This is a genomic window from Zoogloea sp. JDB1 (assembly GCF_056724025.1).
The window spans coordinates 4,990,580-5,015,065 of record NZ_CM161496.1; the positions used below are offsets into that span (position 1 = coordinate 4,990,580).

The 24,486-nt window shown below is 67.4% G+C and carries 21 protein-coding genes; 4 read left to right on the top strand and 17 right to left on the bottom strand.

Features of this window, described 5'->3' with window-relative positions; all coding sequences use genetic code 11:
* Window positions 1-65: 65 nt before the first annotated feature.
* The 5 genes from AC1PPK_RS22645 to AC1PPK_RS22665 form a co-directional block, all read right to left on the bottom strand.
* Window positions 66-1,043: a DMT family transporter gene (locus AC1PPK_RS22645; protein WP_481115253.1), complete on the bottom strand. Its 978-nt coding sequence runs from the start codon at window positions 1,041-1,043 to the stop codon at window positions 66-68.
* Complete coding sequence (locus AC1PPK_RS22650) at window positions 1,040-1,552, bottom strand: DUF934 domain-containing protein (protein ID WP_481115254.1); 513 nt, start codon at window positions 1,550-1,552, stop codon at window positions 1,040-1,042. Before AC1PPK_RS22650 ends, AC1PPK_RS22645 begins: the two co-directional genes overlap by 4 nt.
* On the bottom strand, window positions 1,549-3,207 hold the full coding sequence (locus AC1PPK_RS22655; RefSeq protein ID WP_481115255.1) for a nitrite/sulfite reductase: 1,659 nt from the start codon (window positions 3,205-3,207) through the stop codon (window positions 1,549-1,551). The genes AC1PPK_RS22650 and AC1PPK_RS22655 overlap by 4 nt, the downstream gene beginning before the upstream one ends.
* Window positions 3,208-3,230: 23 nt before the next feature.
* On the bottom strand, window positions 3,231-4,637 hold the full coding sequence (gene ccoG, locus AC1PPK_RS22660; protein ID WP_481115256.1) for a cytochrome c oxidase accessory protein CcoG: 1,407 nt from the start codon (window positions 4,635-4,637) through the stop codon (window positions 3,231-3,233).
* Between the two features lie 198 nt (window positions 4,638-4,835).
* Window positions 4,836-6,236: an aminotransferase-like domain-containing protein gene (locus AC1PPK_RS22665; protein WP_481115257.1), complete on the bottom strand. Its 1,401-nt coding sequence runs from the start codon at window positions 6,234-6,236 to the stop codon at window positions 4,836-4,838.
* A 170-nt stretch (window positions 6,237-6,406) separates the two neighbouring features.
* Between AC1PPK_RS22665 and AC1PPK_RS22670 the strand changes: the two genes are divergently transcribed.
* Window positions 6,407-8,488 (top strand): ATP-dependent helicase, encoded by a 2,082-nt coding sequence (locus AC1PPK_RS22670; protein WP_481115258.1) that lies wholly within the window; start codon window positions 6,407-6,409, stop codon window positions 8,486-8,488.
* Here AC1PPK_RS22670 and AC1PPK_RS22675 read toward each other — a convergent pair whose 3' ends face one another.
* Window positions 8,489-9,196, bottom strand: coding sequence for a J domain-containing protein (locus tag AC1PPK_RS22675; RefSeq protein ID WP_481115259.1), 708 nt, complete (start codon window positions 9,194-9,196; stop codon window positions 8,489-8,491).
* 530 nt (window positions 9,197-9,726) lie between these two features.
* Here AC1PPK_RS22675 and AC1PPK_RS22680 point away from each other — a divergent pair.
* Together AC1PPK_RS22680 and AC1PPK_RS22685 are read left to right on the top strand one after the other, a co-directional pair.
* Window positions 9,727-10,233 (top strand): flavodoxin family protein, encoded by a 507-nt coding sequence (locus AC1PPK_RS22680; RefSeq protein WP_481115260.1) that lies wholly within the window; start codon window positions 9,727-9,729, stop codon window positions 10,231-10,233.
* Between the two features lie 95 nt (window positions 10,234-10,328).
* On the top strand, window positions 10,329-12,077 hold the full coding sequence (locus AC1PPK_RS22685; RefSeq protein WP_481115261.1) for a cation:proton antiporter domain-containing protein: 1,749 nt from the start codon (window positions 10,329-10,331) through the stop codon (window positions 12,075-12,077).
* Between the two features lie 24 nt (window positions 12,078-12,101).
* Here AC1PPK_RS22685 and AC1PPK_RS22690 read toward each other — a convergent pair whose 3' ends face one another.
* On the bottom strand, window positions 12,102-13,373 hold the full coding sequence (locus AC1PPK_RS22690; RefSeq protein ID WP_481115262.1) for an HD-GYP domain-containing protein: 1,272 nt from the start codon (window positions 13,371-13,373) through the stop codon (window positions 12,102-12,104).
* Window positions 13,370-14,191, bottom strand: a complete 822-nt coding sequence (locus tag AC1PPK_RS22695; RefSeq protein ID WP_481115263.1) for an AraC family transcriptional regulator — start codon at window positions 14,189-14,191, stop codon at window positions 13,370-13,372. Before AC1PPK_RS22695 ends, AC1PPK_RS22690 begins: the two co-directional genes overlap by 4 nt.
* Before the next feature lie 118 nt (window positions 14,192-14,309).
* On the opposite strand from AC1PPK_RS22695, the gene AC1PPK_RS22700 reads away from it, so the two are divergent.
* Window positions 14,310-15,521 (top strand): YbfB/YjiJ family MFS transporter, encoded by a 1,212-nt coding sequence (locus AC1PPK_RS22700; protein WP_481115264.1) that lies wholly within the window; start codon window positions 14,310-14,312, stop codon window positions 15,519-15,521.
* Between the two features lie 81 nt (window positions 15,522-15,602).
* Here the strand turns inward: AC1PPK_RS22700 and AC1PPK_RS22705 are convergent, their stop codons facing one another.
* The 9 genes from AC1PPK_RS22705 to AC1PPK_RS22745 form a co-directional block, all read right to left on the bottom strand.
* On the bottom strand, window positions 15,603-15,989 hold the full coding sequence (locus AC1PPK_RS22705; RefSeq protein ID WP_481115265.1) for a c-type cytochrome: 387 nt from the start codon (window positions 15,987-15,989) through the stop codon (window positions 15,603-15,605).
* 12 nt (window positions 15,990-16,001) lie between these two features.
* Window positions 16,002-17,375, bottom strand: coding sequence for a cytochrome C (locus AC1PPK_RS22710; protein WP_481115266.1), 1,374 nt, complete (start codon window positions 17,373-17,375; stop codon window positions 16,002-16,004).
* A gap of 88 nt (window positions 17,376-17,463) precedes the next feature.
* Window positions 17,464-18,039, bottom strand: a complete 576-nt coding sequence (locus AC1PPK_RS22715) for a cytochrome b (protein ID WP_481115267.1) — start codon at window positions 18,037-18,039, stop codon at window positions 17,464-17,466.
* A gap of 135 nt (window positions 18,040-18,174) precedes the next feature.
* Entirely contained in the window at window positions 18,175-19,581 is a 1,407-nt protein-coding gene (locus tag AC1PPK_RS22720) for a sensor histidine kinase (RefSeq protein WP_481115268.1), read from the bottom strand.
* Entirely contained in the window at window positions 19,565-20,251 is a 687-nt protein-coding gene (locus AC1PPK_RS22725) for a response regulator (RefSeq protein WP_481115269.1), read from the bottom strand. Before AC1PPK_RS22725 ends, AC1PPK_RS22720 begins: the two co-directional genes overlap by 17 nt.
* A 15-nt stretch (window positions 20,252-20,266) precedes the next feature.
* Window positions 20,267-20,707, bottom strand: a complete 441-nt coding sequence (locus tag AC1PPK_RS22730) for an ion channel (protein WP_481115270.1) — start codon at window positions 20,705-20,707, stop codon at window positions 20,267-20,269.
* Window positions 20,708-20,783: 76 nt separating this feature from the next.
* Window positions 20,784-22,226, bottom strand: a complete 1,443-nt coding sequence (locus AC1PPK_RS22735; protein WP_481115271.1) for an aldehyde dehydrogenase family protein — start codon at window positions 22,224-22,226, stop codon at window positions 20,784-20,786.
* Window positions 22,227-22,308: 82 nt separating this feature from the next.
* Window positions 22,309-23,292: a DUF6976 family protein gene (locus tag AC1PPK_RS22740; protein WP_481115272.1), complete on the bottom strand. Its 984-nt coding sequence runs from the start codon at window positions 23,290-23,292 to the stop codon at window positions 22,309-22,311.
* A gap of 34 nt (window positions 23,293-23,326) precedes the next feature.
* Window positions 23,327-24,082, bottom strand: coding sequence for a hypothetical protein (locus AC1PPK_RS22745; protein ID WP_481115273.1), 756 nt, complete (start codon window positions 24,080-24,082; stop codon window positions 23,327-23,329).
* Between the last annotated feature and the right edge of the window lie 404 nt (window positions 24,083-24,486).

A 24,486-nucleotide genomic window follows, 5' to 3' on the forward strand; every position in this document is an offset into this window, starting at 1 on the left:
AACGACGGCCATAGCAAGCTTATCTTTCAGAGAGGCCGACGAGACTGATTGGGCGATTCAGTCCTTCAGCCCCCCGGACTGGCCGCCTGCCGCGGCGGCAGCGCGCACAGCACGGCGCCGGCCGACACCACCAGGATGCCGACGATCACGCGCAGGCCGATGGCTTCGTCGAGCAGCAGCCAGGCGCCCACCGCCGAGACGCCCGGCACCAGGGCCAGCATCATCGAGGCCTGGCAGGCACCGATCTTGTGGTTGGCGTAGCTGTACATGCTGCCCGCCACCAGCGCCGCGACGATGCCCTGGTATACGCACTGCAGCGCGATCTCCCCGGTCGGTGCCAGCAGCACCGTCTTCGGCAACCACAGCAGGTACACCGGCAGGTAGGCCACGCAGGAAAAGCTCGCCACGCCGGTTATCGCCAGCCACGGGCGGACCTGCCAGCGGCGCATCAGCAGGCCGAAGATGGCCCAGGTCAGCGCAGCGGCGAAGAACAGCAGGTCGCCGATCCACTGGGCCCCGCCGCGGCCAGCCACCACGCTGTCGTAGCCGATCAGCACCAGCCCGCAGGACGACAGCAGCAACGCCAGCGCGATGTGGCGGGCGAGCCGGAAGCCGGCCAGTACGGCGACGATGACGATGGTCCAGAACGGGATGCCGCCGTTCACGAAGACGCCGGCGTGAGCGGTCGGCGCGAAGGCGAAGCCGGAATACACCAGCAGCCCGTAGCCCAGCCCGCCGAACAGGGCCAGCGCCATGTAACGCGGCCAGTCGGCCGGCTTCACGCGGACCAGGAAGAAAGGCATCGCGATCAGGCCGGACACGCCGAAGCGCATCGCTGCGATGTCGAAAGGCGTCAGCACACCCTTGCTGCCGAGGCGGGACACGATGTTGAAGCCCGACCAGCACAGCACCACCACGCAAGCAGCGAGCAGGCCCTTGGTGTGGTCGGACAGGCCTGGATGGTCGGAAACGAGGTGATCGGCAGAATTCATCGGCAGGCCTTCGGCAATGTGGCCGGGGCGGCACCCCGGCTCAGTTTTCACTCAACGCTCTCATTGTGGCGCAAGCCTCCGCTTTCCCCGCGTCCGCCCAGCGGCGCCCAGGAATAATCCGCGAAGGCTGTCCGGGCCTCGTCCACCGCCTGGTCGGTGCGCAGCGCGAAGGCATCGAAGCCGCAGCGATGCAGGAAGTACAGCTGATCCCGCAACACATCGCCGACCGCCCGCAGCTCGCCGCGGTAGCCGTGTCGGCTACGCAGCAGGCGGGCCAGGGAGTAGCCGCGCCCGTCGGTGAACACCGGAAAGTGGATCGCGATCAGCGGAATGTCGTCCAGCCACGGCAGCACCGCGTCGAGGCCATCTTCCGCCACCAGCAGCACGCCGGCCCGCTGCGGTTCGAGCTCCGCCCGATGGCTCAGCCACAAGGGCAAGGGCAGCAGCAGCGGACCGCCCGCCGCCATGCATTCGGCGATGTGCGCCGCACTGGCATCGGCGGCAATAGGCTGCCAGCGATCGGCGATGATCTCGCCGTGCTTGAGGATCGCGGCGCTCATGCTCCACCTCCGTACACGCGGGTCTTGAAGGGTTCCAGGCCGAGGCGCTCGACCGCGTCGATGAAGATCTCCCCTTCCTGGCGCAAGGCCAGGTACACCTCCAGCAGGCGCTGGATCACGTAAGGAATCTGCTGGGCCGCAAAGGCCGGGCCGATCACCTTGCCAATGGCCGCCCGCGTGCCTTCCCGGCCGCCTATCGTCACCTGGTAATACTCCTCGTTGTTCTTGTCCACGCCGAGGATGCCGATGTGCCCGATGTGGTGGTGGCCGCAGGCATTCACGCAGCCGGACATGTTCAGCTCCAGCGGCCCGATGTCGAACTGGTAGTCCAGATCCTCAAAGCGCTGCTGGACCGCCGCCGCCACCGGGATCGAACGGGCATTGGCGAGGGAGCAGAAGTCCCCGCCCGGGCAGCACACCACGTCGGTCAAGAGGCCGATGTTGGGCGTCGCCAGGCCCAGCGCCCGCGCGCCTTCCCACAGGGCCGGCAGATCGCGGCGGGCGACGTGGGGCAGCACCAGGTTCTGCTCGTGGCTGACGCGGATCTCGCCGGCGCCGAAGCGCTCGGCCAGTTCGGCCACGCCGTCCATCTGCTCGGCGGTGGCGTCCCCCGGTGGCGAACCGGATTTCTTCAGGGACAGGGTGACGATGGCGCGGCCGGGATCCCGGTGGGCTGCCACGTTGCGCTCGACCCAGCGAGCGAAGGCCCGGTTGCCGGCCAGCGCTGCCGTGTAGGCCGGGTCGTCCGCAGCGGTGGGCGGCAGGTCGGCGCGGGCGAAGAAGGCCTCCATGTCGCGGAAGGTCTGCTCGGCGATCACACCTTCCCCACCGCGGCTCCACGCCCATTCGTCCTCCACCTCGCGACCGAAGCCTTCCAGTGTCAGATCCTTGACGAGGATCTTGATGCGCGCCTTGTACTTGTTGTCACGGCGGCCGTAGCGGTTATAGACCCGCAGGATGGCCTCGAAGTAATTGAGCAGTTCCTCCCGCGGCAGGAAGTCCTTGAGGCACTGGCCGACCATCGGCGTACGGCCGAGCCCGCCACCGACGAAGACCTGGAAGCCGATCCGCCCATCGTCGGCCACCCGCGCGCGGGCGCCGATGTCGTGGAAGCGCACCGCCGCCCGATCCTCCTCGCCGCCGGCGATGGCGATCTTGAACTTGCGCGGCAGGAACAGGAATTCCGGCGCCAGCGTGGACCACTGGCGGACGATCTCGCAGTAGGGGCGCGGGTCGAACAGCTCATCGGCGGCCACCCCAGCGAACTGGTCGGTGGTGATGTTGCGGATGCAGTTGCCGGAGGTCTGGATCGCGTGCATCTGCACGGCAGCCAGTTCGGCCAGGATGTCCGGCGTCTCTTCCAGGCGCACCCAGTTGTACTGGATATTGCTGCGCGTCGTGAAGTGGCCGTAGCCCCGGTCGTAGCGGCGCGCGATGTCGGCCAGCTTGCGCAGCTGGTAGGCCGCCAGCGTGCCATAGGGGATGGCGACCCGCAGCATCGGCGCATGGCGCTGGATGTAGAGGCCGTTCTGCAAACGCAGCGGGCGGAACTCGTCCTCCGCCAGGCGTCCGTCGAGGAAGCGCGTCATCTGGTCGCGGAACTGGACGACCCGGTCGTCCACCAGGCGCTGGTCGGTTTCGTTGTAGCGGTACATGGTCTCGGTTCTCGGGCGGTGGCTCAGGGCAGCACGAAGGTGCTCTTCTCGCTGACCTGGGTGTCGGGATCCTGGCGGGCCTTGATCAGGAAGGCGATCGGGCTGGCGCCGGGCTTGGCGGCGTCGGGCGGCGCGGCGACGGTCACATGGACTTCGCGGATGCCGCCGGCCTCGCCGCTGAAGTGGCTCGCGCCGACCAGCTGGATGCCGGGCAGGCCGCTCACCGCCACGTCGAAGTCGCGGTCTTCCTCGGCCAGGTTCATCAGCTTGAGGGTGTAGGCGTTCTCGATGAGACCGTCGGCGGTTTCCCGCGACAGGCTGCCCCGGTCGCGCAGCACATCCACCAGCAGCAGCGAGCGCTCGCTGAGGGTCCACGCGCCGAGGGCCACGAAGACCCCGATCAGCCCGCCATACACCGCCAGCCGCGGCCGCGCGCTGCGGGTTGGCTGGCCGGCCAGTTCCTGCTCCGACGCGAAGCGGATCAAGCCAATGGGCTTGGCGACCTTGGTCATCACCTCGTCGCAGGCATCCACGCACAGACCACAGTTGATGCACTGGTATTGCAGGCCGTCGCGGATGTCGATGCCGGTCGGGCAGACCTGCACGCAGATGCCGCAGTCGATGCAGTCGCCCTTGCCTTGCGCTGTACCTTGCGTGGCGCCCTGCCCCGCCACCTTCGCCACGGCCGCACCCTTGCGCGGCTCCCCGCGGGCCACGTCGTAGCTGACGGTGCGGGTGGTGCTGTCGAACATCACGCCCTGGAAACGGGAGTACGGACACATGTGCTGGCACACCGCCTCGCGGGCGAAGCCGGCCTGCACATAGGTGAACAAGCCGTAGAAGATCAGCCAGAAGCCTTCCCACGGGCCGACGTTCCAGCCCGCAACCGCCGGCAGCAGCTCGCGGATCGGCGTGAAGTAGCCGACGAAGCTGATCGCCGTCCACGCCGCCACCAGGGCCCACAGCGCGTACTTGGTGCCGCGCCGGGCCAGCTTGCCGAGACTCGGCGGGGCCTGATCGAGCTTCAGGCGGGCCAGGTGGTCGCCCTCCACCTTCGCCTCGATCCACATGAAGATTTCCGTATAGACCGTCTGCGGACAGGCGAAGCCGCAGAACAGCCGCCCCGCCATGGCGGTGACGAGGAACAGGCCAGTGGCCGCGAGGATCAGCATGATGGCCAAGAGCAGCGCATCCTGCGGCCACAGCACCAGGCCGAAGAGGTAGAACTTCTCGTGGGGAATGTCGAACAGCACAGCCTGGCGGCCGCCCCACTGGAGCCAGCAGGCCCCGTAGAAAACGAGCTGGGTGAACCACACCATGGCCCAGCGGATCGTGTTGAATCGGCCGCGCACCTCGCGGGCGTGGATCTTTCCCTTCTTGCGGTACAACTCCAGTTTGGCTTCGCGGACCTTGCTGACAGGCTTGTTCATCTGGGTATTCCTCCTGGACCGGGAGTAGATCACCGGGGGCCGGATGGAAACAGATTCAGCCTGTCGTGTTTTTCATAGGCACAGAATGTACGGCAGCAGATGGCCGCTTGGGGGCCGGTCCCCGTAGGATCGACTCAATGGTCCGTGAAGCCTGCGCCCGAGGAACCCGCCCACCCCATCGCGGGTGGCGGGCTCCGCCTACAGGAGCGCCCCCAGCGTGGCGACGGCGGCCCGCCCCCGCTGGCCGAGAGGATGACCGAAGTTGAGGCGGATGCAGTGGCCGAACTCGCGCTTTGCCGAGAAGATCGGGCCCGGCGCGATGCTGATGCCCTGCTCCAGCGCATGCCGGTGCAGCGCGAGGGCATCGGTGCCGCGCGGCAGCTCCAGCCACAGGAAGTAGCCCCCCTGGGGCCGCGCCAGCCGCGTGGCGGCCGGGAAATGGGTTTCGACGGCGGCCACCAGCGCCGCCTCCTGGGCCGCCAGTGTGCCGCGCAGCTGGCGCAGGTGCTTCTCGTAGCCGCCGTGCTTCAGATAGTCGGCCAGCGCGATCTGCACCGGCACCGTCGTTGCCAGGCTCAGGGACAACTTCTGGCGCTGGATCGCTGCCGCGTAGCGCCCCGCCGCCACCCAGCCGATGCGGTAGCCCGGCGCCAGGCACTTGGAGAAGGACGACACGTGCATGACCCGCCCGTTCGGGTCCACCGCCTTGGTACACAGCGGCGCCTCGGCACCGAAGTGCAGCTCGGCATACACGTCGTCCTCGATCAGCGGCACGTCGTGGCGGTCGAGCAGCTCCACCAGCGCCTGCCGCCGCTCGTCCGGCACCCGCGCGCCAGTGGGGTTGGCGTAGTTGAGCATGAACAGACAGGCCTTCACCGGATGGTGGCGCAGCGCGTCCTCCAGCGCCGGCAGGCTCACGCCCTCGCGCGGATGGCTGGGGATCTCGATGACCTTCAGGCCCAGGCGCTCGGCGGCCTGCAGCCCGGCGTAGAAGGTCGGCGACTCGATGGCGATCAGGTCGCCCGGCCGGGTCACCGCCTGCAGGCACAGGTTCAGCCCTTCCATCGCGCCGGAGGTGATGACGATCTCCTGCGGCGCCACCGACGCGCCGTGGGCCAGGTAGCGCAGGGCCAGCTGACGGCGCAGCTCGTCGTTGCCCGGCGGCAGGTCGGTGACGGTGGCCAGCGGGTCGAGGTGGCGCGCGGCGGCGGCCAAGCAGCGCCCCAGCTTGTCGAGGGGATACAGATAGGGGCTGGGGAAACTGGAGCCGAGGGGCACCACCGCCGGATCCTTGACGCTGTCGAGGATCTGGAAGATGAAGTCGCTGACCTCCAGCGCCGTCGAATGGCCGACCGGGTGGGTCATCTCCGGCTCCGCCAGGCGCTGGCCCAGCCGCGCCCGCACGAAGTAACCCGACTTGGGGCGCGCCTCGACGAGGCCGCGACTTTCCAGCAGCGCATAGGCCTGGGTCACCGTCACCGGCGCGATGCCGTTGCTTTTGCAGGCCTGGCGCACCGACGGCAGGCGGTCGCCGGGGCGCAGCACGCCGTCGGCGATCAGACGGGCGGTCTGTTCAGCAAGATCCTGATAGAGACTCATGGGCCGGATGGTAGCAGGCCCGCCCGAGCTTGCAGCACCAACAAAGCTGTATACAATTACAGCCAAAGAGAGACCATCATGCCCCTTCGTCCGATCCCCGCCCAGCACCGCAGCCCCCTCCGCTCGTCCGCCAGCGTGGCCTTCCAGGCTGCCTCATTGAGAGCATCCCAGTGAGCGGCACCGCCGACATCGCCGTGCCCGCCTACCTGGACAGCCTCAACGATGTACAGCGCCTGGCCGCCACCCACGGCGTCGGCACACCGGATGGCGACGGGCCCCTACTGGTCATCGCCGGCGCCGGGTCGGGCAAGACCAACACCCTCGCCCACCGGGTCGCCCACCTGCTGGCCCACGGCGCCGATCCGGGCCGCATCCTGCTGCTCACCTTCTCCCGCCGCGCCGCCGACGAGCTGGCCCGGCGCGTGCAGCGCATCGCCGCCAAGGTCTCGCCGCGCCACGCCCAGCTGGCCGCCACCGGCTTTCCGTGGGCCGGCACCTTCCACAGCGTCGGTGCGCGGCTGCTGCGCGAATACGCCGGCGCCATCGGCCTCGACGCAGCGTTCACGATCCACGACCGGGAAGACTCGGCCGACCTGATGAACCTGGTCCGCCACGAATTGGGCCTGTCGGCCAAGGGCAAGCGCTTCCCGCTGAAGGGCACCTGCCTGTCCATCTACTCGGCGGTGGTCAATACCCGCGCGCCGCTGACCGACGTGCTGCTGTCCACCTTCCCCTGGTGTGCCGAATGGGCCACCGAGCTGAAGGCCCTGTTCCGCGCCTACGTGGCCGCCAAGCAGGCCCAGCAGGTGCTCGACTACGACGACCTGCTGCTCTACTGGGCGCAGATGGTCGGCGTGCCGGAACTGGCCGCCGACGTGGGCGGGCGCTTCAGCCACGTACTGGTGGACGAATACCAGGACACCAACCGCCTGCAGGCCGAGATCCTGCTCGCCCTCAAGCCCGACGGCCGCGGCCTCACGGTGGTGGGTGACGACGCCCAGTCCATCTACAGCTTCCGCGGCGCGACGATCCGCAACATCCTCGACTTCCCCGGCCACTTCGATCCGCCGGCCCGCCAGCTGACGCTGGACCGCAACTACCGCTCCACGCAGCCGATCCTGGCCGCCGCCAACGGCGTCATCGGCCAGGCCAAGGAGCGTTTCTGCAAGGACCTGTGGAGCGAGCGCGCCTCGGCCGAGAAGCCGCGCCTGATCAGCGTCCGCGACGAGGCCGACCAGGCCGCCGGCGTCGTCGAGGGCATCCTGGCCCGCCGGGAAGGCGGCCTCCGGCTCAAGGCCCAAGCGGTGCTGTTCCGCGCCGCCCACCACAGCGTACGGCTGGAGATCGAGCTGACCCGCCGCAACATCCCCTTCGTGAAGTTCGGCGGGCTCAAGTTCCTCGAAGCCGCCCACGTCAAGGACGTGCTGGCCATCCTGCGCTGGGCGCAGAATCCCCGCGACCGGGTGTCCGGCTTCCACGCCATCCAGCTGCTGCCCGGCCTCGGGCCGAAATCCGCCGGACGCATTCTCGACAACCTGCAGGCCGCCCCGCCGGGATGCCTGCTGCTCGCCGAACAGCCGGTGCCCGACGGCGCCCGCCTGCACTGGCAGGAATTCGCCGCGCTGGTAGAAGGGCTGGCCGAGGCCGGTGCCTGGCCCACGCCCGTCGAGAAACTGGCCTTATGGTACGAAGGCCAGATGGAGCGCCTGTTCGAGGATTTCAGCGTGCGCCAGGCCGACATCCAGCAGCTGGCGCGCATCGCCGGCACTTACCCGAGCCAGGAACGCTTCCTTACCGAGCTGACCCTCGATCCACCCGACGCCACCAGCGACGAATCGGGCAAGCCGCTGCTCGACGAGGACTACCTGATCCTGTCCACCATCCACTCGGCCAAGGGCCGCGAATGGCCGGCGGTGTCCCTGCTCAACGCGGTAGACGGCTGCCTGCCCTCCGACCTCGCCACCGGCAGCGAGCGGGAGATCGAGGAGGAGATGCGCCTGCTCTACGTGGCGATGACCCGCGCCAAGGACCACCTGGACCTCTACGTGCCGCAGCGCTTCTACGTCAGCGGCCAGTCGTCCACCGGCGACCGCCACGTCTACGCCAGCCGCACGCGCTTCATCCCCAACCGCCTGCTCGACCGCTTCGAGACCTGCACCTGGCCCGAGGCCGCGCCCGACACGCCGGCCAAGGCCGAAACCCGCCAGGCGGCGGTGGATCTGGCGGCGCGGATGCGCGCGATGTGGGAGTAATCAGGCCACGGACAGATCGCGGATCCGTCTCGCCAGCTCCGCGCACTCTTCTTCAAGGCGGGCCCGGACCTCGGAGAACTCCTCCGCCCACGCATCCGGCTGCAACGCCTTGCGGTAATCCGGATCGAGCTGCCGGGTCTGGATCGCCAGGATCAGGTCGGCGGCGTGGTCCTGCAAATCGGAGAGCAGGCGCCGCAGGGCATCGCCACCATCGGCGGCGGAACCACCCGCTCGTCCGGAGATGCTACCTTCGCCTCCCATCTCCAGGCAGATGGCCCGCAGGGCGACCAGGTCACCGCTGCGGTAGGCCTGCTGGACCCGCTGAAAAAGCGCACCGGCCGTATGCTTCTCGGCCTCGGGAACCCGGTCCGGATGGCAACGCATGGCGGCGGCCCGGTAGCGCTGCTTGAGTTCCACTCGCGTGGCCTCATCGAGATCGGCCAAGCCCTCTCCCGCCTCTCCCCATGAGGGATGGCAGGCCTCATAGTCGGCCGCAGCCGCCCGTTCGGCCCGGCGATCATCGTCGGAGCCCGAGCGGGCAGCCTGCAGGCGCAGATACTCGAGACGCAGGCGGAGACAGTTCTCCAGCGCGTCCCCCACGGCTTCGTACTGGGCCAACTGGAAAGACAGCACGGCCCCCTCCATCGCGGCCTTGCGCGTCGCAAGCTCGGCGATGCGTGCTTCCAGAGCGGCAACCCGGGCAGACAAGGCATCCCTCTCCGCATCGTCCCGGCGATCGGGCAAGCCTGCCGTTACAGGCTCCGCGGCGGCAGGAGAACGCTTTTTCCGCCCCCGCGGCTTGCGCGGCACTTTCTGCGTGCCAGGCGCCGCCGGCGGACACTGCGTAGCGGCCACCGCAGGCGCCGGTGCCGCCTCCTCCCCGGTCGGGGAGACTGGCACTGGCGGCAGGACAGCCAAGTCGGGAGAATGTCCCGGCAAATCCGCCGGAGCGACACCCTCCCGCACACTATCCAAGCCATCAACGGACGGAGCTTCAACCCGCGCCGGACCCCGCGGTCGACGCCGGATGCCGGCGCCGATCACGCCCTGCAACACCGCCAGGATTCGTTTGATGACCATGCATGCCCCCACGTGCAAGCTGGCCCGCTCGTGGCCCGGCCAGCGAAGGCTCATGGTCACCGCAAAAGATTACATTAGCAACAGGCCAAGTCTGCTCCATTGACCGCCATCGGGACCGCGCCTAGGCTGGGACTGTCTCCAGCCGCCTACGCCCGACGATGCCCACCGCTGCCCGCAAGACCCTGCTGCTCGTCTATCACTCGTGGACCGGCGCCACCGAGCAGATGATCCATGCCGTCGCCCGTGGCGCCGCCAGCGAACCTGACATCGACATGCGCCTGCTGCACGCCTCCGAAGCCGGCCCCGCCGACCTGCTGGACGCCGACGGCTATGTCTTCGCCACGCCGGAGAATCTCGCTGCGATTGCGGGGCTGATGAAGGATTTTTTCGACCGCAGCTACTACGGCGCCCTCGATCGCATCAACGGCCGGCCCTACGCCGCGGTAATATGCGCGGGCAGCGACGGCAGCAACGCCGCCCGCCAGATCGCCCGCATCGCCACCGGCTGGCGCCTGCGCGACATCGCCCCGCCGCTGATCGTGTGTACCCACGCACAGACGCCGGAAGACATCCTGGCACCCAAGCACGTCCCCACCGACGAACTCGCCAAGGGCGAGGAACTCGGCACCGCCTTCGCCACCGGGCTGGCGATGGGCGCGTTCTGACACAACGCAGCATAAATTTTTCGAATCGCCGAACCGCCACGCCAGCGTGGCGTCGAACCTGCATGCCCTTGAATCCGCCCCCCTGCTGACTGCCGATGCCCCATAACGTCTCCCTGATCGCCCTCATCGCTGCCGGCCTCGGCCTGGCCATGGTCCTCGGCCTGGTGGCCACCCGCCTGCGCATGCCGCCGCTGGTCGGCTACCTGCTCGCCGGCGTGGCCATCGGCCCCGGCACGCCCGGTTTCGTCGCCGACCTTCCGCTGGCCGGCCAGTTGGCCGAGATCGGGGTGATGCTACTGATGTTCGGCGTCGGCCTGCATTTCTCCCTCGACGACCTGCTGGCGGTACGCAAGATCGCGGTGCCCGGCGCTGTCGTACAGATCGTCGTGGCCACCGGCCTCGGCGCGGTGATGGCGCTGTGGTGGGGCTGGCCGGTGGGCGAATCGGTGGTGTTCGGGCTGGCGCTGTCGGTGGCCAGTACCGTCGTGCTGCTGCGTGCGCTGGAAGCGAAGGGCATCCTGGATTCCACCAATGGGCGCATCGCCGTCGGCTGGCTGGTGGTGGAAGACCTGGCCATGGTGCTGGTGCTGGTGCTGCTGCCGGCGCTGGCGCCGCTGCTCGGCGCCAAGGACGCCGGCCCCCAGGCCGACGTATCGACCCTCGTGCTGACCGTCGGCATCACCCTCGCCAAGGTCTCGGCCTTCATCGCGCTGATGCTGCTCGTCGGCGGCCGCGCCTTTCCGCGCATCTTGTGGCTGGTGGCACGCACCGGCTCGCGGGAGCTGTTCACCCTCTGTGTGATCGCCGCCGCGGTCGGCGTGGCCTACGCGTCGGCGATCCTCTTCGACGTGTCCTTCGCGCTGGGCGCCTTCTTCGCCGGCATGATGATGCGCAAGTCCGAGTTCAGCCACCGCGCGGCGGAGGATTCCCTGCCGCTGCGCGACGCGTTCTCGGTGCTGTTCTTCGTGTCGGTGGGCATGCTGTTCGATCCCCACGTGCTACTCGAAGCCCCGTTCAAGGTGCTTGGCGTGGTGTTCATCATCCTGTTCGGCAAGACGCTGGCCGCCATTGCGCTGGTGCTGAGCTTCCGCTATCCCCTCAACACCGCGCTGACGGTGGGCGCCAGCCTGGCCCAGATCGGCGAGTTCTCCTTCATCCTGGCCGGCCTCGGGCTGGGCCTGGGCCTGCTGACGATGGAGGGGCAGAACCTGATCCTCGCCGGCGCGCTGATCTCCATCGCCCTCAATTCGGTGCTCTTCGCCGCCATCGAGCCGGCCCAGGCGTGGGCGCGGGCCCGCTCGGCGTGGGCCCGCAAGCTCGACCTGCGGGACGATCCGCTGGCCGCCCTGCCGATGTCCACCGACCGCAAGCTGCTCTCCAATCAGGTGGTGCTGGTGGGCTACGGACGCGTCGGCCGTCACATCGCGTCCGCGCTCGACAAACAACGCGTTCCCTACGTGGTGGCGGACAGCAACCGGGAAGTGGTGGAAACCCTGCGCAAGCTCGGCAAGGCCGCCGTCAGCGGCGACGCCTCCGACCCCATCGTGCTGGTCCAGTCCCACATCACCCGCGCGGCGATGCTGGTCATCACCGCGCCGGACCCGCTCGCCAGCCGCAAGATGGTGGACATCGCGCGCAAGCTCAACCCGGAGATCGTCACGGTGCTGCGCGCCGACAGCGAGGATGACGCCGACCTGCTCCGCCGGGAGAAGCTCGGCCGGGTCTTCGTCAGCCACCAGGAACTCGCCGTCGGCATGTCCCAGTACGTGCTGGCCGAGCTGGAATCCGAGCAGGACAGTCATGGCCATGGTCACGGCCACTCCCCCCATCACCACCACGGCTGAGGCCGGCCCCGCCTGCCAGACGCTTCAGTCCGGCGCTGCTGCCTCCTGAGTCCTCCCGGCGTCCGGCAAGGGCGGGAACGCCGGCAACGCAACCTCGATCGCCCGCCCCGTATCCGCCAGGAGCACCGCAGTGACCTCGGCGTCGATATGCCCCGTGTCAGCGAGCATGCGCATGAAGGACGACACCTCGGGCACCGACAGCCCCTGGCGGTACGGCCGGTTCTGCACCATCGCCTGGAAAATGTCGGCAACGCGCAGGATGCGCGCCTCCAGGGACAGGGTGTCGCCCTTCAGGTGGAAGGGGTAGCCGGAGCCGTCCGGCTCCTCGTGATGGTAGGCCGCCCAGCGGGCGATGTCCCCGAAACCGTCGATATTGCGCAGGATCTGGAAGGTCTCGAAGCTGTGGGTGTTGATAATGCGGCGCTCGCGGCTGTCGAGGCGGCCCGGCTTGTCGAGGATCTCGTCGGGCACCCGCAGCTTGCCCAGATCGTGTAGCAGGCCGGCAATCTCCAGCTTGTCGCAGTTCTCCGCCGACACATCCAGCCGCTCGGCCAGGAAACGGGCCAGGCGCGCCACGCCCAGGGAGTGCTCGGCGGTGAAGGGGCTCTTGGCATCGACGATGCGCGCGAAGATGACGGCCAGGTGGCGCAGATCGCCCATCGATGCGGGGAAGGGCTCCGCCCGCGCCAGCTGGTCCACCAGGCAGGCCTGGATGGAGCGTGGCTCCAACATCAGCCAGAAGGCCTCGGTACGGGATGCCGCCATGAACGCCTCGACCAGGTCCGGCGCGAAGTAGCTGCCCGTGTGAGCGGCAATCCCATTACGAATGCTCTCCATGTTCTGCAGCGTGCTGTTGTCGGCGTAATAAGGCGCGGCCAGCGCATCGACCCGGTCCACCAGGTACAGGCGGTTGGCCTGGCGGGCCAGCTCGGGTGGCACATCGGCCGGCATCGCATCCCAACGGGTATGGTGGTAGCGCACCGGTTGGGCCATCGGGGCCAGCGGCGGAAAGCTGGTGAGCAGCGCGTGCCCCACCTCGCAGTGGATCTGGGAATCCTCCCAGTCGAACTCCTCGACCAGATGGTTGTGGGTGCTGGTGGACGACACGCCGATGTCGTGCAGCATGCCGAGATCGAACAGGAAGGCGGCAGCGGCCTCGTCGAGGCCCTCTGCACGCGCACAGGCGGCGGCCATGATACCGACCCGCTTGCCGTGGGCCACGTCGTCCACGCCAACCAGATCAAGGGCGTCGGACAAGGCATAGATCACGTGGTGAAGATCCGCGTGAATGGTCATGAAGTCACCTCGTTGGCAGTGAAGGGGCGCACTCCGCGCCCCCGGTATTCGGTCGGGCTGCAGCCCATTTCCTGACGGAACATGTAGGTGAAGGCCGACGGTGACGCGTAGCCTAGTTCCAATGCTATATCGGTTATCGCACGCCCTGCCCCCAACCATTCCACGGCGCGGAACAGACGCAGGCGATGCCGCCATTCGCGCAGGCCCAAGCCCAGCTCCTTCTCGAAGCGCCGCGCCAGCGTGCGTGCCGATGCGCCCAGCGCAGCCCCCCAATCGTCGGCGCCGCGCGGGTCGGCGGGGTTGGCGTAGAGGGCCTCGCAGAGCCTGCGCAGCATCGGGCTGGTCGGCCACGGCAGCTGGAAATCCTGCACCGGCAGGCGACGCAGCTGGTCGAGGATCAGCGCATGCACGCGGGCCAGGTAGTCGGCGCTCTCCCGACGTCCGCCGATGTCCGCCAGTTCGACGATCAGCGCTCTGAGTAACGGAGACACCGCCAGCACCGAACATGTTCCCGGCATGCCCAGATCGGGCTCGTCAGCCACGTACAGGTTACGGAACTCCGCGCCGTGCAGCGCACCAGTGGTATGCAGCACGCCGGTGGGCACCCAGATCGCCTGCTCCGGCGTGATCACGTAGCGGGACTTCTCGACCATCACCACCAGCGTGCCGGCAGTGGCATAAACGAACTGGTTCCAGCGGTGCGCGTGCGGAGGAAAGATATGGCGCGCCGGCAGGGTTTCGAAACGCTGGAACACAGGCCCCGGCAGCTCCTCGATGTCCGGCACATCCACCAGCGTCCAGTCTTCTTCCAGGTCCATGGCTTTTCCCCGTTCAGCCCGTGTCACCTCATCGACAACAAAAGTCATCCTATCGAAAGTTTGACATCCCTGCACATCCTAAGATCAAACCATAACAACCCGTAAAGGAGAGAACAGCATGCACGCCCCTGCAACAGCCCTTCCCGCCAGCAGTTCAGCCGACCGTTACCGGGTGATCTTCGCCGGCGTCTGCGCCCTGATCCTCACCGTCGGCCTGGCCCGCTTCGCCTACACGCCGCTGCTGCCGATCATGCGCAGCGAGGCCGGCCTCAGCGCCATGGACGGCGGCTGGCTGGCCACCTTCAACTACGTCGGCTACATCACCGGCGCGCTGGTGGCGGCAACGATCAGCGACCTCGGCCGCAAGTTCAAGCTGTACCGCATCGGCCTAGTAGTGGCGGTGGTCAGCACCGCCTCGATGGGTATCACGCAGGATGTAACCCTATGGGTCGCACTGCGCTTCGTGGCCGGCCTGTCGAGCACCGCCGGCCTGTTGATCGCCTCCGGCCTGGTCCTCAACTGGCTGATCCGCCACGGCCACCGGCCGGAACTGGGCCTGCACTTCGCCGGCATCGGGCTGGGCATCATTGTGTCCGGGCTGGCGGTGGCCGGCATGGTTGGCCACCTGGCATGGGACGGTCAGTGGCTGGGCCTCGGCCTGCTCGGCGTACTGTTCTTCGTGCCGGCCTGGTTCTGGCTGCCGGCGCCGGCGCCGGTCAGCGCCCAGGCCGCCACCCACCTGCCGGCCCCGCCGTCGCGGCGCTGGATGGGGCTCTTCATCGCGGCCTACTTCTGCGCCGGCTTCGGCTACGTGATCAGCGCCACCTTCATCATTGCCATCGTCGAGAAGCTGCCGATGCTGGCCGGCAAGGGCGGCTGGGTATGGGTCATCGTCGGCCTGGCAGCGGCGCCGTCCTGCTTCCTGTGGGACCGCATCGCTACCGCATGGGGGCAGATCCCGGCACTGCTGATCGCCTATGGCCTGCAGATCGTGTCCATCCTGCTGCCGGCCTTCAGCGACGGCACTGCCGCCAACCTGACCAGCGCGATGCTCTACGGCGGCACCTTCGTCGGCATCGTCAGCCTGACCCTGTCGATCATCGGCCGCTGCTTCCCGGCCAACCCGGCCAAGGCGATGGCACGCCTGACCCTCAGCTATGGCGTCGCTCAGGTGGTCGCGCCGGCGATGGCCGGCTACATCGCAACGGTGAGCGGCAGCTACAAAGGTGCGCTGATCGTCGCTGCGTGGGTGATGGTTGCCGGCATGGCGCTGTTGGTGGCCTTGATGCGCCAGCAACGGATCGAGCGCAACGCCCAGCACACGGCGTAAACGCAGGAAAGGCCTGCCGCAGCAAGCCTTTCCGCTTTCACATCGGCCGGCCCGGCCCCCCACCGGGCCGGCCGACGCAAATCACTTCAAAGTCGCCAGATAGGCCAGCAGCTCGGCCCTCTCAGCCGCGCTGGCCAACCCGTCGTACTTCATCTTGCCACCGGGCACGAGCTTCTTCGGCGCCGTCACGTAGGCGTCGATCTTGTCGGGCGTCCAGGTGATGCCGCTGGCCTTGAGGCCGTCGGAATAGCTGGCGTCGGCCACCGTGGCAGCCTTGCGACCGACCACGCCGAACAGGCTCGGACCCTTCTTGTTCTTGCCTTCACGCGCGCTGTGGCACTCGGCGCACTCGGTGGCGAACACGTCCTTGCCCTTTTCCACGTCGCCGGCGGCGCGGGCCTGGAAGCTCAGGGAGCTGGCTGCCGCCACCACCAGCAACGGCAGGACGGTACGAGAGATCATTTTCATCACGTCACTCCGTCAGAACGAGGTCCACGCGAACAGGAACAAGGTGTTGTTGTCCTTCGCGTCGCGGCCGTTGCCGTCATAGTTGGTCTTGGCACCGTTGTACTTGTTGTACATGGTGTATTGGGCACCAAGGCGGACGTTGGCCCACGGCGCGCCCCAGGAGTTCTCCTTGCCCCACGGCGTCCAGTCGGCCTGCAGGATGTAGCCGGAGGTGTTCGGCGAGCCGTTGGCGAAGCCATCGCTGTACAGGGTCGCGTCGGACGTGCCATGGGTCACGAAGCGGCCGACCGTCGCACCCCAGGTCTGCATGTAGTGGTAGGACGCGTTCAGCTTGAACTCGTTGAGCCGGCCTTTCAGGTTGTCGGCGCCGTCGGTGGCGACGAGCTGGTTGCGGGTCTGGCGTTCACGGATGTAGCTGGTATTGACCGTCGCCACGTGCTCGCGGGTACCAAGGAACTGGTAGGACGCATCGACGCCCACATCGTTGAACTTGTTGGAACCCGGCGTGCTGCGATCCGGCTGAACCGAGGTGTTGAGGCCGAAGATGCCGGCATTGAAGGCCTGCTTCTTCAGATCCTGGAACACGGCCAAGCGCCAATAGGCGGTATTGCCGCCGACATGCCCCATGTCGCCCGCCTTCTCCAGGCCCAGACGGCTCTGCATGGTCGGGGTCAGCGCCCGGTAGGTGCCCAGTTCGGCATACACCATGTTGTTCCAGAAGGTGTAGGCGGACACGCCGGTGACGCGGTGCTCAAGGCCGCCGTTGATCATCGTGGCGGCATCGCCCTGGCCAAAGGCTAAGGCAGAGGCGGTGTAGGGGAAGCTCCACACCGGCATGCTGTTGAACGGATCCTGCACGCCGGGGTTGTTGTTCACCGACACGCCGAAGACGGTCTCCTTGCCGGCCACCTCGGTGGTGTGGGCGAAACGCACGTCGGCCTGGTCGATGGACGTGCGCTGGCCGATGCCGTCATAAGTGGCCTGCACGAAGGCGCCGATCTTGTCGCTCAGACGGCCGGCCAGGAACACCGAGGCTTCGTCGAAGGAATGGTTGTTGTTCGGGCTGGACTTGTCCGGCGCCGGGTCCTGATTCTTGGCAGTGCGCGTGAAGGATGCCACCACCATGCCGGACAGCGGCACCTTGCCGCCCTTGCCGTCGGAGTCGGTATAACCGCCGATCTTGAACTTGACGCCGTAGGGCGTCAGTTGCGGGCCGTAGGCACCGATGTGGCAGGCCGCACATTCCTGCCCGGTCTGGCGGGCAAAGCTCGGCACGGCATGGGCGGCCGGCGCGGCGGCAAGGAAGCCGGCCGTGGCCAGCACCAGGCCGGCCGTATGCCGGATCGCGGACAGACGGGTTTTCCCCCCGGAAAGAATCGGATGCATGTTTGTCCTTGTATTTGTGGTCAAGAAAAAGGCGAGCTAGCCCGTGGCGGCATGCTCTCGCTGCGCCACGGGAAGAATCGGAAACGGCTCAGGACTGACGGGCCGGCAGCATCGCGCGCAGCACGTTGTCGCGGCGCACGAAGTGGTGATAGAGGGCCGCAGCGGCATGCACGCCGACCAGACCGATGAGCAGCCAGGCGGCGTTCTCGTGGTATTCGGCCAGATCATCGGCGAGGTCCTCGTCCTCCTCGACCAGCGGCGGCAGGGTGACCAGACCGAAAAAGGAGATGGGCTTGCCATGGGCGCTGGACAAGGCCCAGCCGATCAGTGGCAGTGCCATCAGCAGCACATAGAGGGCCAGGTGCGCCAGCTCGGCCGCTAGTCGAGCGAGCGGCGACATCTCGCCGGTCGGCGGCAGCGGCCGGTGCGCCAGGCGCACGACGATGCGGGCCATCGCCAGCAGGGCGATGGTGAGGCCGATGCTTCGGTGGATGTTCATGAGGGCGGCACGCAGGGCCTTCTCCTCGATGCCGTCACGCACGAACGCAATGCCCACCACCAGTGCGATGAGCAAGGCCGTCGCCCAGTGCAGGAAAACCAGCGGACGGGGGCGGCGCAGGCCGGCGTAGGAATCGATGACGGGGGATTCTGAAGTGCTGTGCATGACCACGGGGTCCATGTTGGATGACCCCGCAGACCTTAGCTGCCCGCAGCCTTCAATTACCTGACAATCCGGAAGGGATTATTTGAAGCGGCATATGGCGCGGCGACGGATGGGCAAGTTCATCCACCCCGGAGATCATTGCCGGGCGGGCGTGATCACATCGGAGGCATCCGGAAAGACAACCCGGATGCATGTGCCGATCCCCTCGCTGCCGCTGGCGATCGTCACGTCGGCGGCATGGCGGTCGGCCACCTCCTTGACGATGGCCAGCCCCAGTCCGGTGCCCGGCACGCCATCCCCCGCAGCCCGGTAGAAGCGCTCGAAGACGCGGCTGCGTTCGCTCTCCGGGATGCCCGGCCCATCGTCCTCGACCTCGACGAAGACTCCCGTCTCGTCGCTGCGCCCACAGCGCACGGTCACCCGGCCGCCTTCCGGCGTATAGGCGATGGCATTGTCGATCAGATTGGCGAGCATCTCCCGCAACATCCAGCTGGACCCCAGCACCGGAGCCGGCGCCGTCTCGAAGCCCAGGTCGATGTGCTTGGCGAGGGCGTCGTCGAGCAGATCGGATGCGGCATCCTCCAGCAGCGCGGCCATGTCCACAGGACGGTGGTCACTGATCAGTGCCCCTCCCGACGACGAGCGGGCCAGCGCCAGCATCTGGTTGGTGAAATGGACCAAGCGGCCGGTGGACTCGCGCAGACGCTCGATGCGCGGCCGAGCCTCGGCAGGCAGGGCTTCGACGGCCAGCTCGAGCTGGGTCTGCAGACCCGCCAGCGGCGTGCGCAGCTGGTGGGCTGCATTCGACAGGAAGGCCTGCTGGGCCCGCCCCGCTCGCCCCAGGTGCTGCAGCAGACGGTTGATGGCCCGCACCAGCGGACCGGCCTCGGCCGGCACGCCGGCTTCGGCAATCGGGCTGAAATCGTTGGGGCCACGGGTGGCAATGCTGTGGCCAAGGGCGTCCAGCGGCTTCAGCGCATAGCGCACACCGAAATACACCAGCAGCAGCGCCGTTGCGATCAACAGCAGGTTCGGCCAGAAGATCGTCGCCAGGATGCGATGGGCGGCACTCCGGCGCTTGAGGGTGGTTTCGGCGACGATGACCGTCGCCGTCATGCGGGGGCTCTCGTAACGGTAGCTGGCCGCCCGCAGCGCGCGTTTTCCGACCGTCGCATCCTGCAGGATGCTGCGGTTGGCGACGTCCGGCCGCGGCAACTGCAACAGCTCGGCATCGCCAGCGATGACTTTTTCCCGGCTGTCGAAAACCACATACTGGACCTTGTCGACGGTGTCGGAGCGCAGGATCTCGTCGGCTGCCGGAGGGATGTCCACCTCGATGTCCTTATCGTCGTCGTCCCGCTCCAGACGCGTGACCAGGGCCACCACGGTACCGGTCAGCGCGTTGTCGTAGGCCTCGTCGGCGATGCTCAACGCCGAGCGGTAGTCGGCGATCATGCTCGCCGCCAGCAGGATAAGCAGCGGCCAGGAGATGACCAGCAGCAGCCGGTTGCGCAGCGCGCGCGCCTCACCGTGCCGCGGCATCGCCCTCTCCAGCCTCGATGCGATAGCCGATGCCACGCACGGTGCGGATGCCGACCCCGCTACCGGCCAGCTTGCTGCGCAGGCGCGACACGTAGATCTCCACCGCGTTGGGGGTGATCTCCCGGTCCCATTGGCTGAGGCTGTCGGCCAGCTTCTGCTTGGCGACGACCTTGGGCGCCACCAGCGCCAATTGTTCGAGCACGTCCCACTCCCGTCCCGTCAGCTCCAGTTCGACACCGGCCAGCGTCGCACTGCGCCGCTGTACGTCGAGTTCCAGCGAACCGACGCTCAGCACCATGCTGGCTGCCGCGCGGCTGCGCCGGATCAGCGCCCGGATGCGGGCCAGTAGCTCGGGCAACAGGAAGGGCTTGACCAGATAGTCGTCGCCGCCCACGTCCAGGCCGACAACCCGGTCGTCCAGCCCATCGCGGGCGGTCAGGATCAGGATCGGGGTCAGCACGCCGCGGCGGCGCACCCGGCGGATCAGCTCCAGCCCGTCCATGCCCGGCAGGCCAATGTCCACGATCGCCAGGTCGTAGGCCGTGTGCGTAAGCACCGCCTCGGCTGGCTCGGCTGCCTCCAGGCAGTCCACCATGAAGCCCTCCCGCTCCAGGCCTTCGATCAGGCCGGCGGCCAAGGTCTTGTCATCTTCAACCACCAGAATACGCACGCTCGAAAGCCTCCGTCAGTTGCTCTCGCCCAGCCCATCGCGCCAGAAGCGCTCCATCGCGATGTAGGCGTAGGACGCCGACCAGCCGATCAGCAGCAGGCCGTTGAGGGCCTCGGTGCCGGCCAGCAAACGCACATCGCCACCGGGCACCACGTCGCCGTAACCGAGGGACGTGAAGGTCTCGGTGGAAAAATACAGGCACACGGCGAACGAAAAACGCCCCACGTCGCCCACCGACCCGAGCTCCGCATAGCGCACCAGCGCAAACACCGCGAAGGCGTACAGCGCGATCTCCATTAGATGGGCGATGAAGGTGCCGAGTATCACGACGATCAGCTTGGCCCGCGGGCGGATGGCCAGCCCGGGCAGCCACAGGCTCAGGCCACGCAGCACCTCGTAGTGGATGATGGTCGTCAGTACGACCAGCAACAGGCAAACGGAAACGATCAAGGCCATCGGGCAGGAAACTCCTCAACAGGCGACGGCACAGCCGCCGGCCCGCATTCTGTCACGCCAAGCTGACAACAAACGCTCAGGCCGGCTCGTCGCCGCCGTAGCCGATGACCGCCTTCACCTCGAGGAACTCCTCCAGCCCGTAGGCACCCCACTCCCGCCCCAGGCCCGATTGCTTGTAGCCGCCGAAGGGTGCAGCAAGGTCAACCGGCGTGCCGTTGAGGTGCACATTGCCGGTCCGCAACTGCCGCGCGACGGCCCGCGCCCGCACCGGATCGGCCGACGACACGTAGCCCGACAAGCCGTAGGGCGTGTCGTTGGCAATGCGGATGGCGTCCGCCTCATCCGCATAGGCCAGGATGGACAATACCGGGCCGAAGATCTCCTCGCGGGCGATGGCCATGTCCGGCCTCACCCGGCTGAATACCGTCGGGCGCACGAAATAGCCGCGCCCGATGCCGTCCGGCCGGCCCGGTCCGCCGGCCACGAGCTTCGCACCTTCCGCAATGCCCTGGGCGATGAAGGCCTGCACGCGCTCGAACTGGGCACGATTGGCCAGCGGCCCCACCGTCGTCGCTTCATTCAGCGGATCGCCGACCACCACCCGCGCCAGGCTCGCAGCGGCGATCGCCTCCACCTCGTCGAGACGGTCTTCCGGCACCAGCAGGCGCGACGGCGCGTTGCAATTCTGGCCACTGTTGGTCATCAGGCTCAGCACGCCATGGCGTACGCTCTTCGGGAAGTCCACGTCGTCGAGCAGGATGTTGGCGGACTTGCCACCCAGTTCGAGAGCGACCTTCTTCACCGTGTCGGCGGCATTACGCATCACCTGCTTGCCGGCCCGCGTGGAACCGGTGAAGGAGACCATGTCAACCTCGGAATGGGAAGACAGCACGTTGCCGACGCCCGCCCCATCGCCATTGACCAGATTGAAGACGCCGGCCGGCACGCCGGCTTCATGCAGGATCTCGGCCATCACGATGGCCGAGAACGGCGCCAGCTCCGACGGTTTGAGCACCATCGTGCAGCCCGCTGCCAACGCCGGCGCGATCTTGCAGGCCATCTGGTTGGCTGGCCAGTTCCACGGGGTGATCAGCGCGCAGACACCGATCGGCTCGCGCAGGATGCGCGTCGTGCCCAGCGCCTTTTCAAAGGAAAAATCCTGCAGCACCGCCAGCGCAGTCTTGAAATGGGCCAGGCCGGAGCCCGCCTGGGCGCTGGCTGCCAGGGCCTTCAACGGCGCGCCCATCTCCTCGCAGATGGCGCGGGCCATGTCTTCGTAGCGCTTCTTGTAGGCCGCGCAGATGCGCGCCAGCAGGTCCAGGCGTTCCTCGCGGGACGTCGCCGCAAAGGCTGGAAACGCCGCCCGCGCCGCCGCCACGGCGGCCTCCGCATCGGCGGTGCTGCCGATCGCGATGTTGCCTGCGACCGCCTCGGTGGCGGGGTTGATCACATCCAGGCGGGCCGTGCCGAGGGCTTCGACCCAACGCCCGCCGATATAGAACTGATGATGATTGCGCATGTCTCCGTCCTTCTCGTTGTCATTGAGGACGGAAAGTACAGGAAACGGCGGCGGGCCGGTAAGGCTCCGCCTCCGACCGGGCTCAGGCCTGATCGATGCTGAGATAGACCTGGGTCTGATTGAGCAGAAGGTAGGCGATCTCGCCGAAGGTCATCGGCCCGACGAGAGAACCCGAACGCCGCCCCTCCAGCCCACAGTAGAGGTAGTTGAGGATGCAGTTGCACGACCACAGCGGCGGATGGTCCGGCTCCGCTCCGATTGCCGCACCGAAATCGGCCGGCGCAGCAAACCGGTACTCCACGTCGTCGAACACCGGCGCGTAGAAGTCCACCCGCCCAGCCTGGGCATCCACCTGCTTGATCGACACATTCACCGACGCACCGCCATAGTCCGCCACCAGCGGCAGGCGGATGTCTGCATGGCGGGTCGCCAAGTAGCTGGCGAAATCAGTCTCGACGCCATTGACCAGGCAACGGGTGGCCGAGAAGCCCGTCTCGGGGAAGCGCAGGCAGTCACCATCGCCCTGCACCATGCGGTTGAAGATCTCGATGCGGGCGTACTCGCTGTCCGGCAAGGGCACGTGCATCACCACCGCCCTCTCTCCGTCGAATGCGAGCTCCCTGCCATCGACCACCAGCGGCGCGACGCGGCCGGAGTCGGCCAGATGGCTGCCGGCGATCCAGCCTACGACCGGCTTGATGAACATGTCCGTGAAGCCCGGCGCCTTGCGGGCGTACAGGGAATGGATTGCCGAGAAGGCCGGGATGATGATCAGCGTGAAGCCGTTGGACGGGCCATCCTCGCAGACGTGCTCGAGGTTGGTGATGTCGTAGAAGCGGATCGTCGGCGCACCCGCTGTCGCCGGGATCTCGGTGACGAACACCTGCTCGGACGTCACCAGGCCGCCCTCGTCACCCATGAAATAGGGGATCGTGCCACCTACCCAGTTACCGGCCGGCAGGCGCCGCAGTGCGGTTTCATCGCCGGAGATCATCAGGAAGCGGCCCGACGCGATCAGCGCGGCCGCCTCGTCCACCGTCGTCAGGCGGTTCGCAGGGGCGTTCATTATTGGTTCTCCCTCGGTAGAACAGCGAGACGGCTCAGGCCGCTTCTTTGCTGAGTTGCTGCAGTTCGTGGGACAGCATGCGTTCGTTCTTGACGAAGTAGCGATGTAGATCGCGCAGCTTCATCATGCGCACCTCCTCATCGGCGATCACCGCCACCTGGGAGCGGATGCGCGACAACAGCAACTGGAGGCTCAGCACGCGCACGTCGATGTTGAGCGTGCCATCCACCAGGCGCAGCCACACCGGGTCGGTAAGACTCGGCACCTGGCTGCCGGGCAGCGGTTTTACGCCGTCCTCGAAATACGCGAGCACCGCGCTGAGCGGCCGCTGCGTTCCGGCCTCCTGAGCCGGGGCTGCCTCACCGACGCCGTGCTGGCCCTTGTCGAGGGCATAGCGATAGCGCCACAGCTCGCCCATCGGCACCTCGAGCAAGGTACATACGCCGGCCATGCCGACGCCTTCGTTGAGCAGTGACAGGATCTGCCGGTCCAGCGCCCGCGTGAAGGGCATGCCGGCCTCCCCCGCCCATTGCTGGCGTGGCAGCTCGCTGCCGAGGGGCGGACGCACCCGTACCTGCACCTTCCAACCGCCAAAACCGATATGGCGCCACATCACTTCCGGACCGCTCTCCACGGGCTTGCCGCGACCGAAGCCGAACCAGCTCCGTGGTGCCTCCACGCCAATATAGACATCCATGCAGCGGTTGAACTCGTCGGCGCGGCAGTCCAAAACCGTCCAAGGTTCCTGGACCTGCAGCAACTGGCGCCACAAACTCAGTGCATCTGCCATACCCACCTCACTCGATAATCATAGCCGGCACGCCATGCACGTCGGCCCAGGGACGGAAGCAAAGTGGAGAAACGCTGGCAAAGGACATGCCAGCCGCGTGTTTCCCTGGCGCTTACCGCTCGTCTCCGTGCGTACCGGGACATATCCATACCGATGCCACTCAGGACGCCACAAATTGCCGCGGCGCACCATGTACTGCATCTGAACACCTGCTCCGCCATCAGGCGCAGATGCCTGCTACAGAGCGAGTCAACCGGCCCGGGCAAGAAACCCATCCCCATATTTCCGTGCGAAGGATATTACCGCCTGCACGGGGGCTTGGGGCCTCCCCCAAAGAGGTATTGGTACCACGCGAAACGAAAACGGAGCCGGCCTCCCGAAGGAAGCCGGCTCCGCTCACCTGG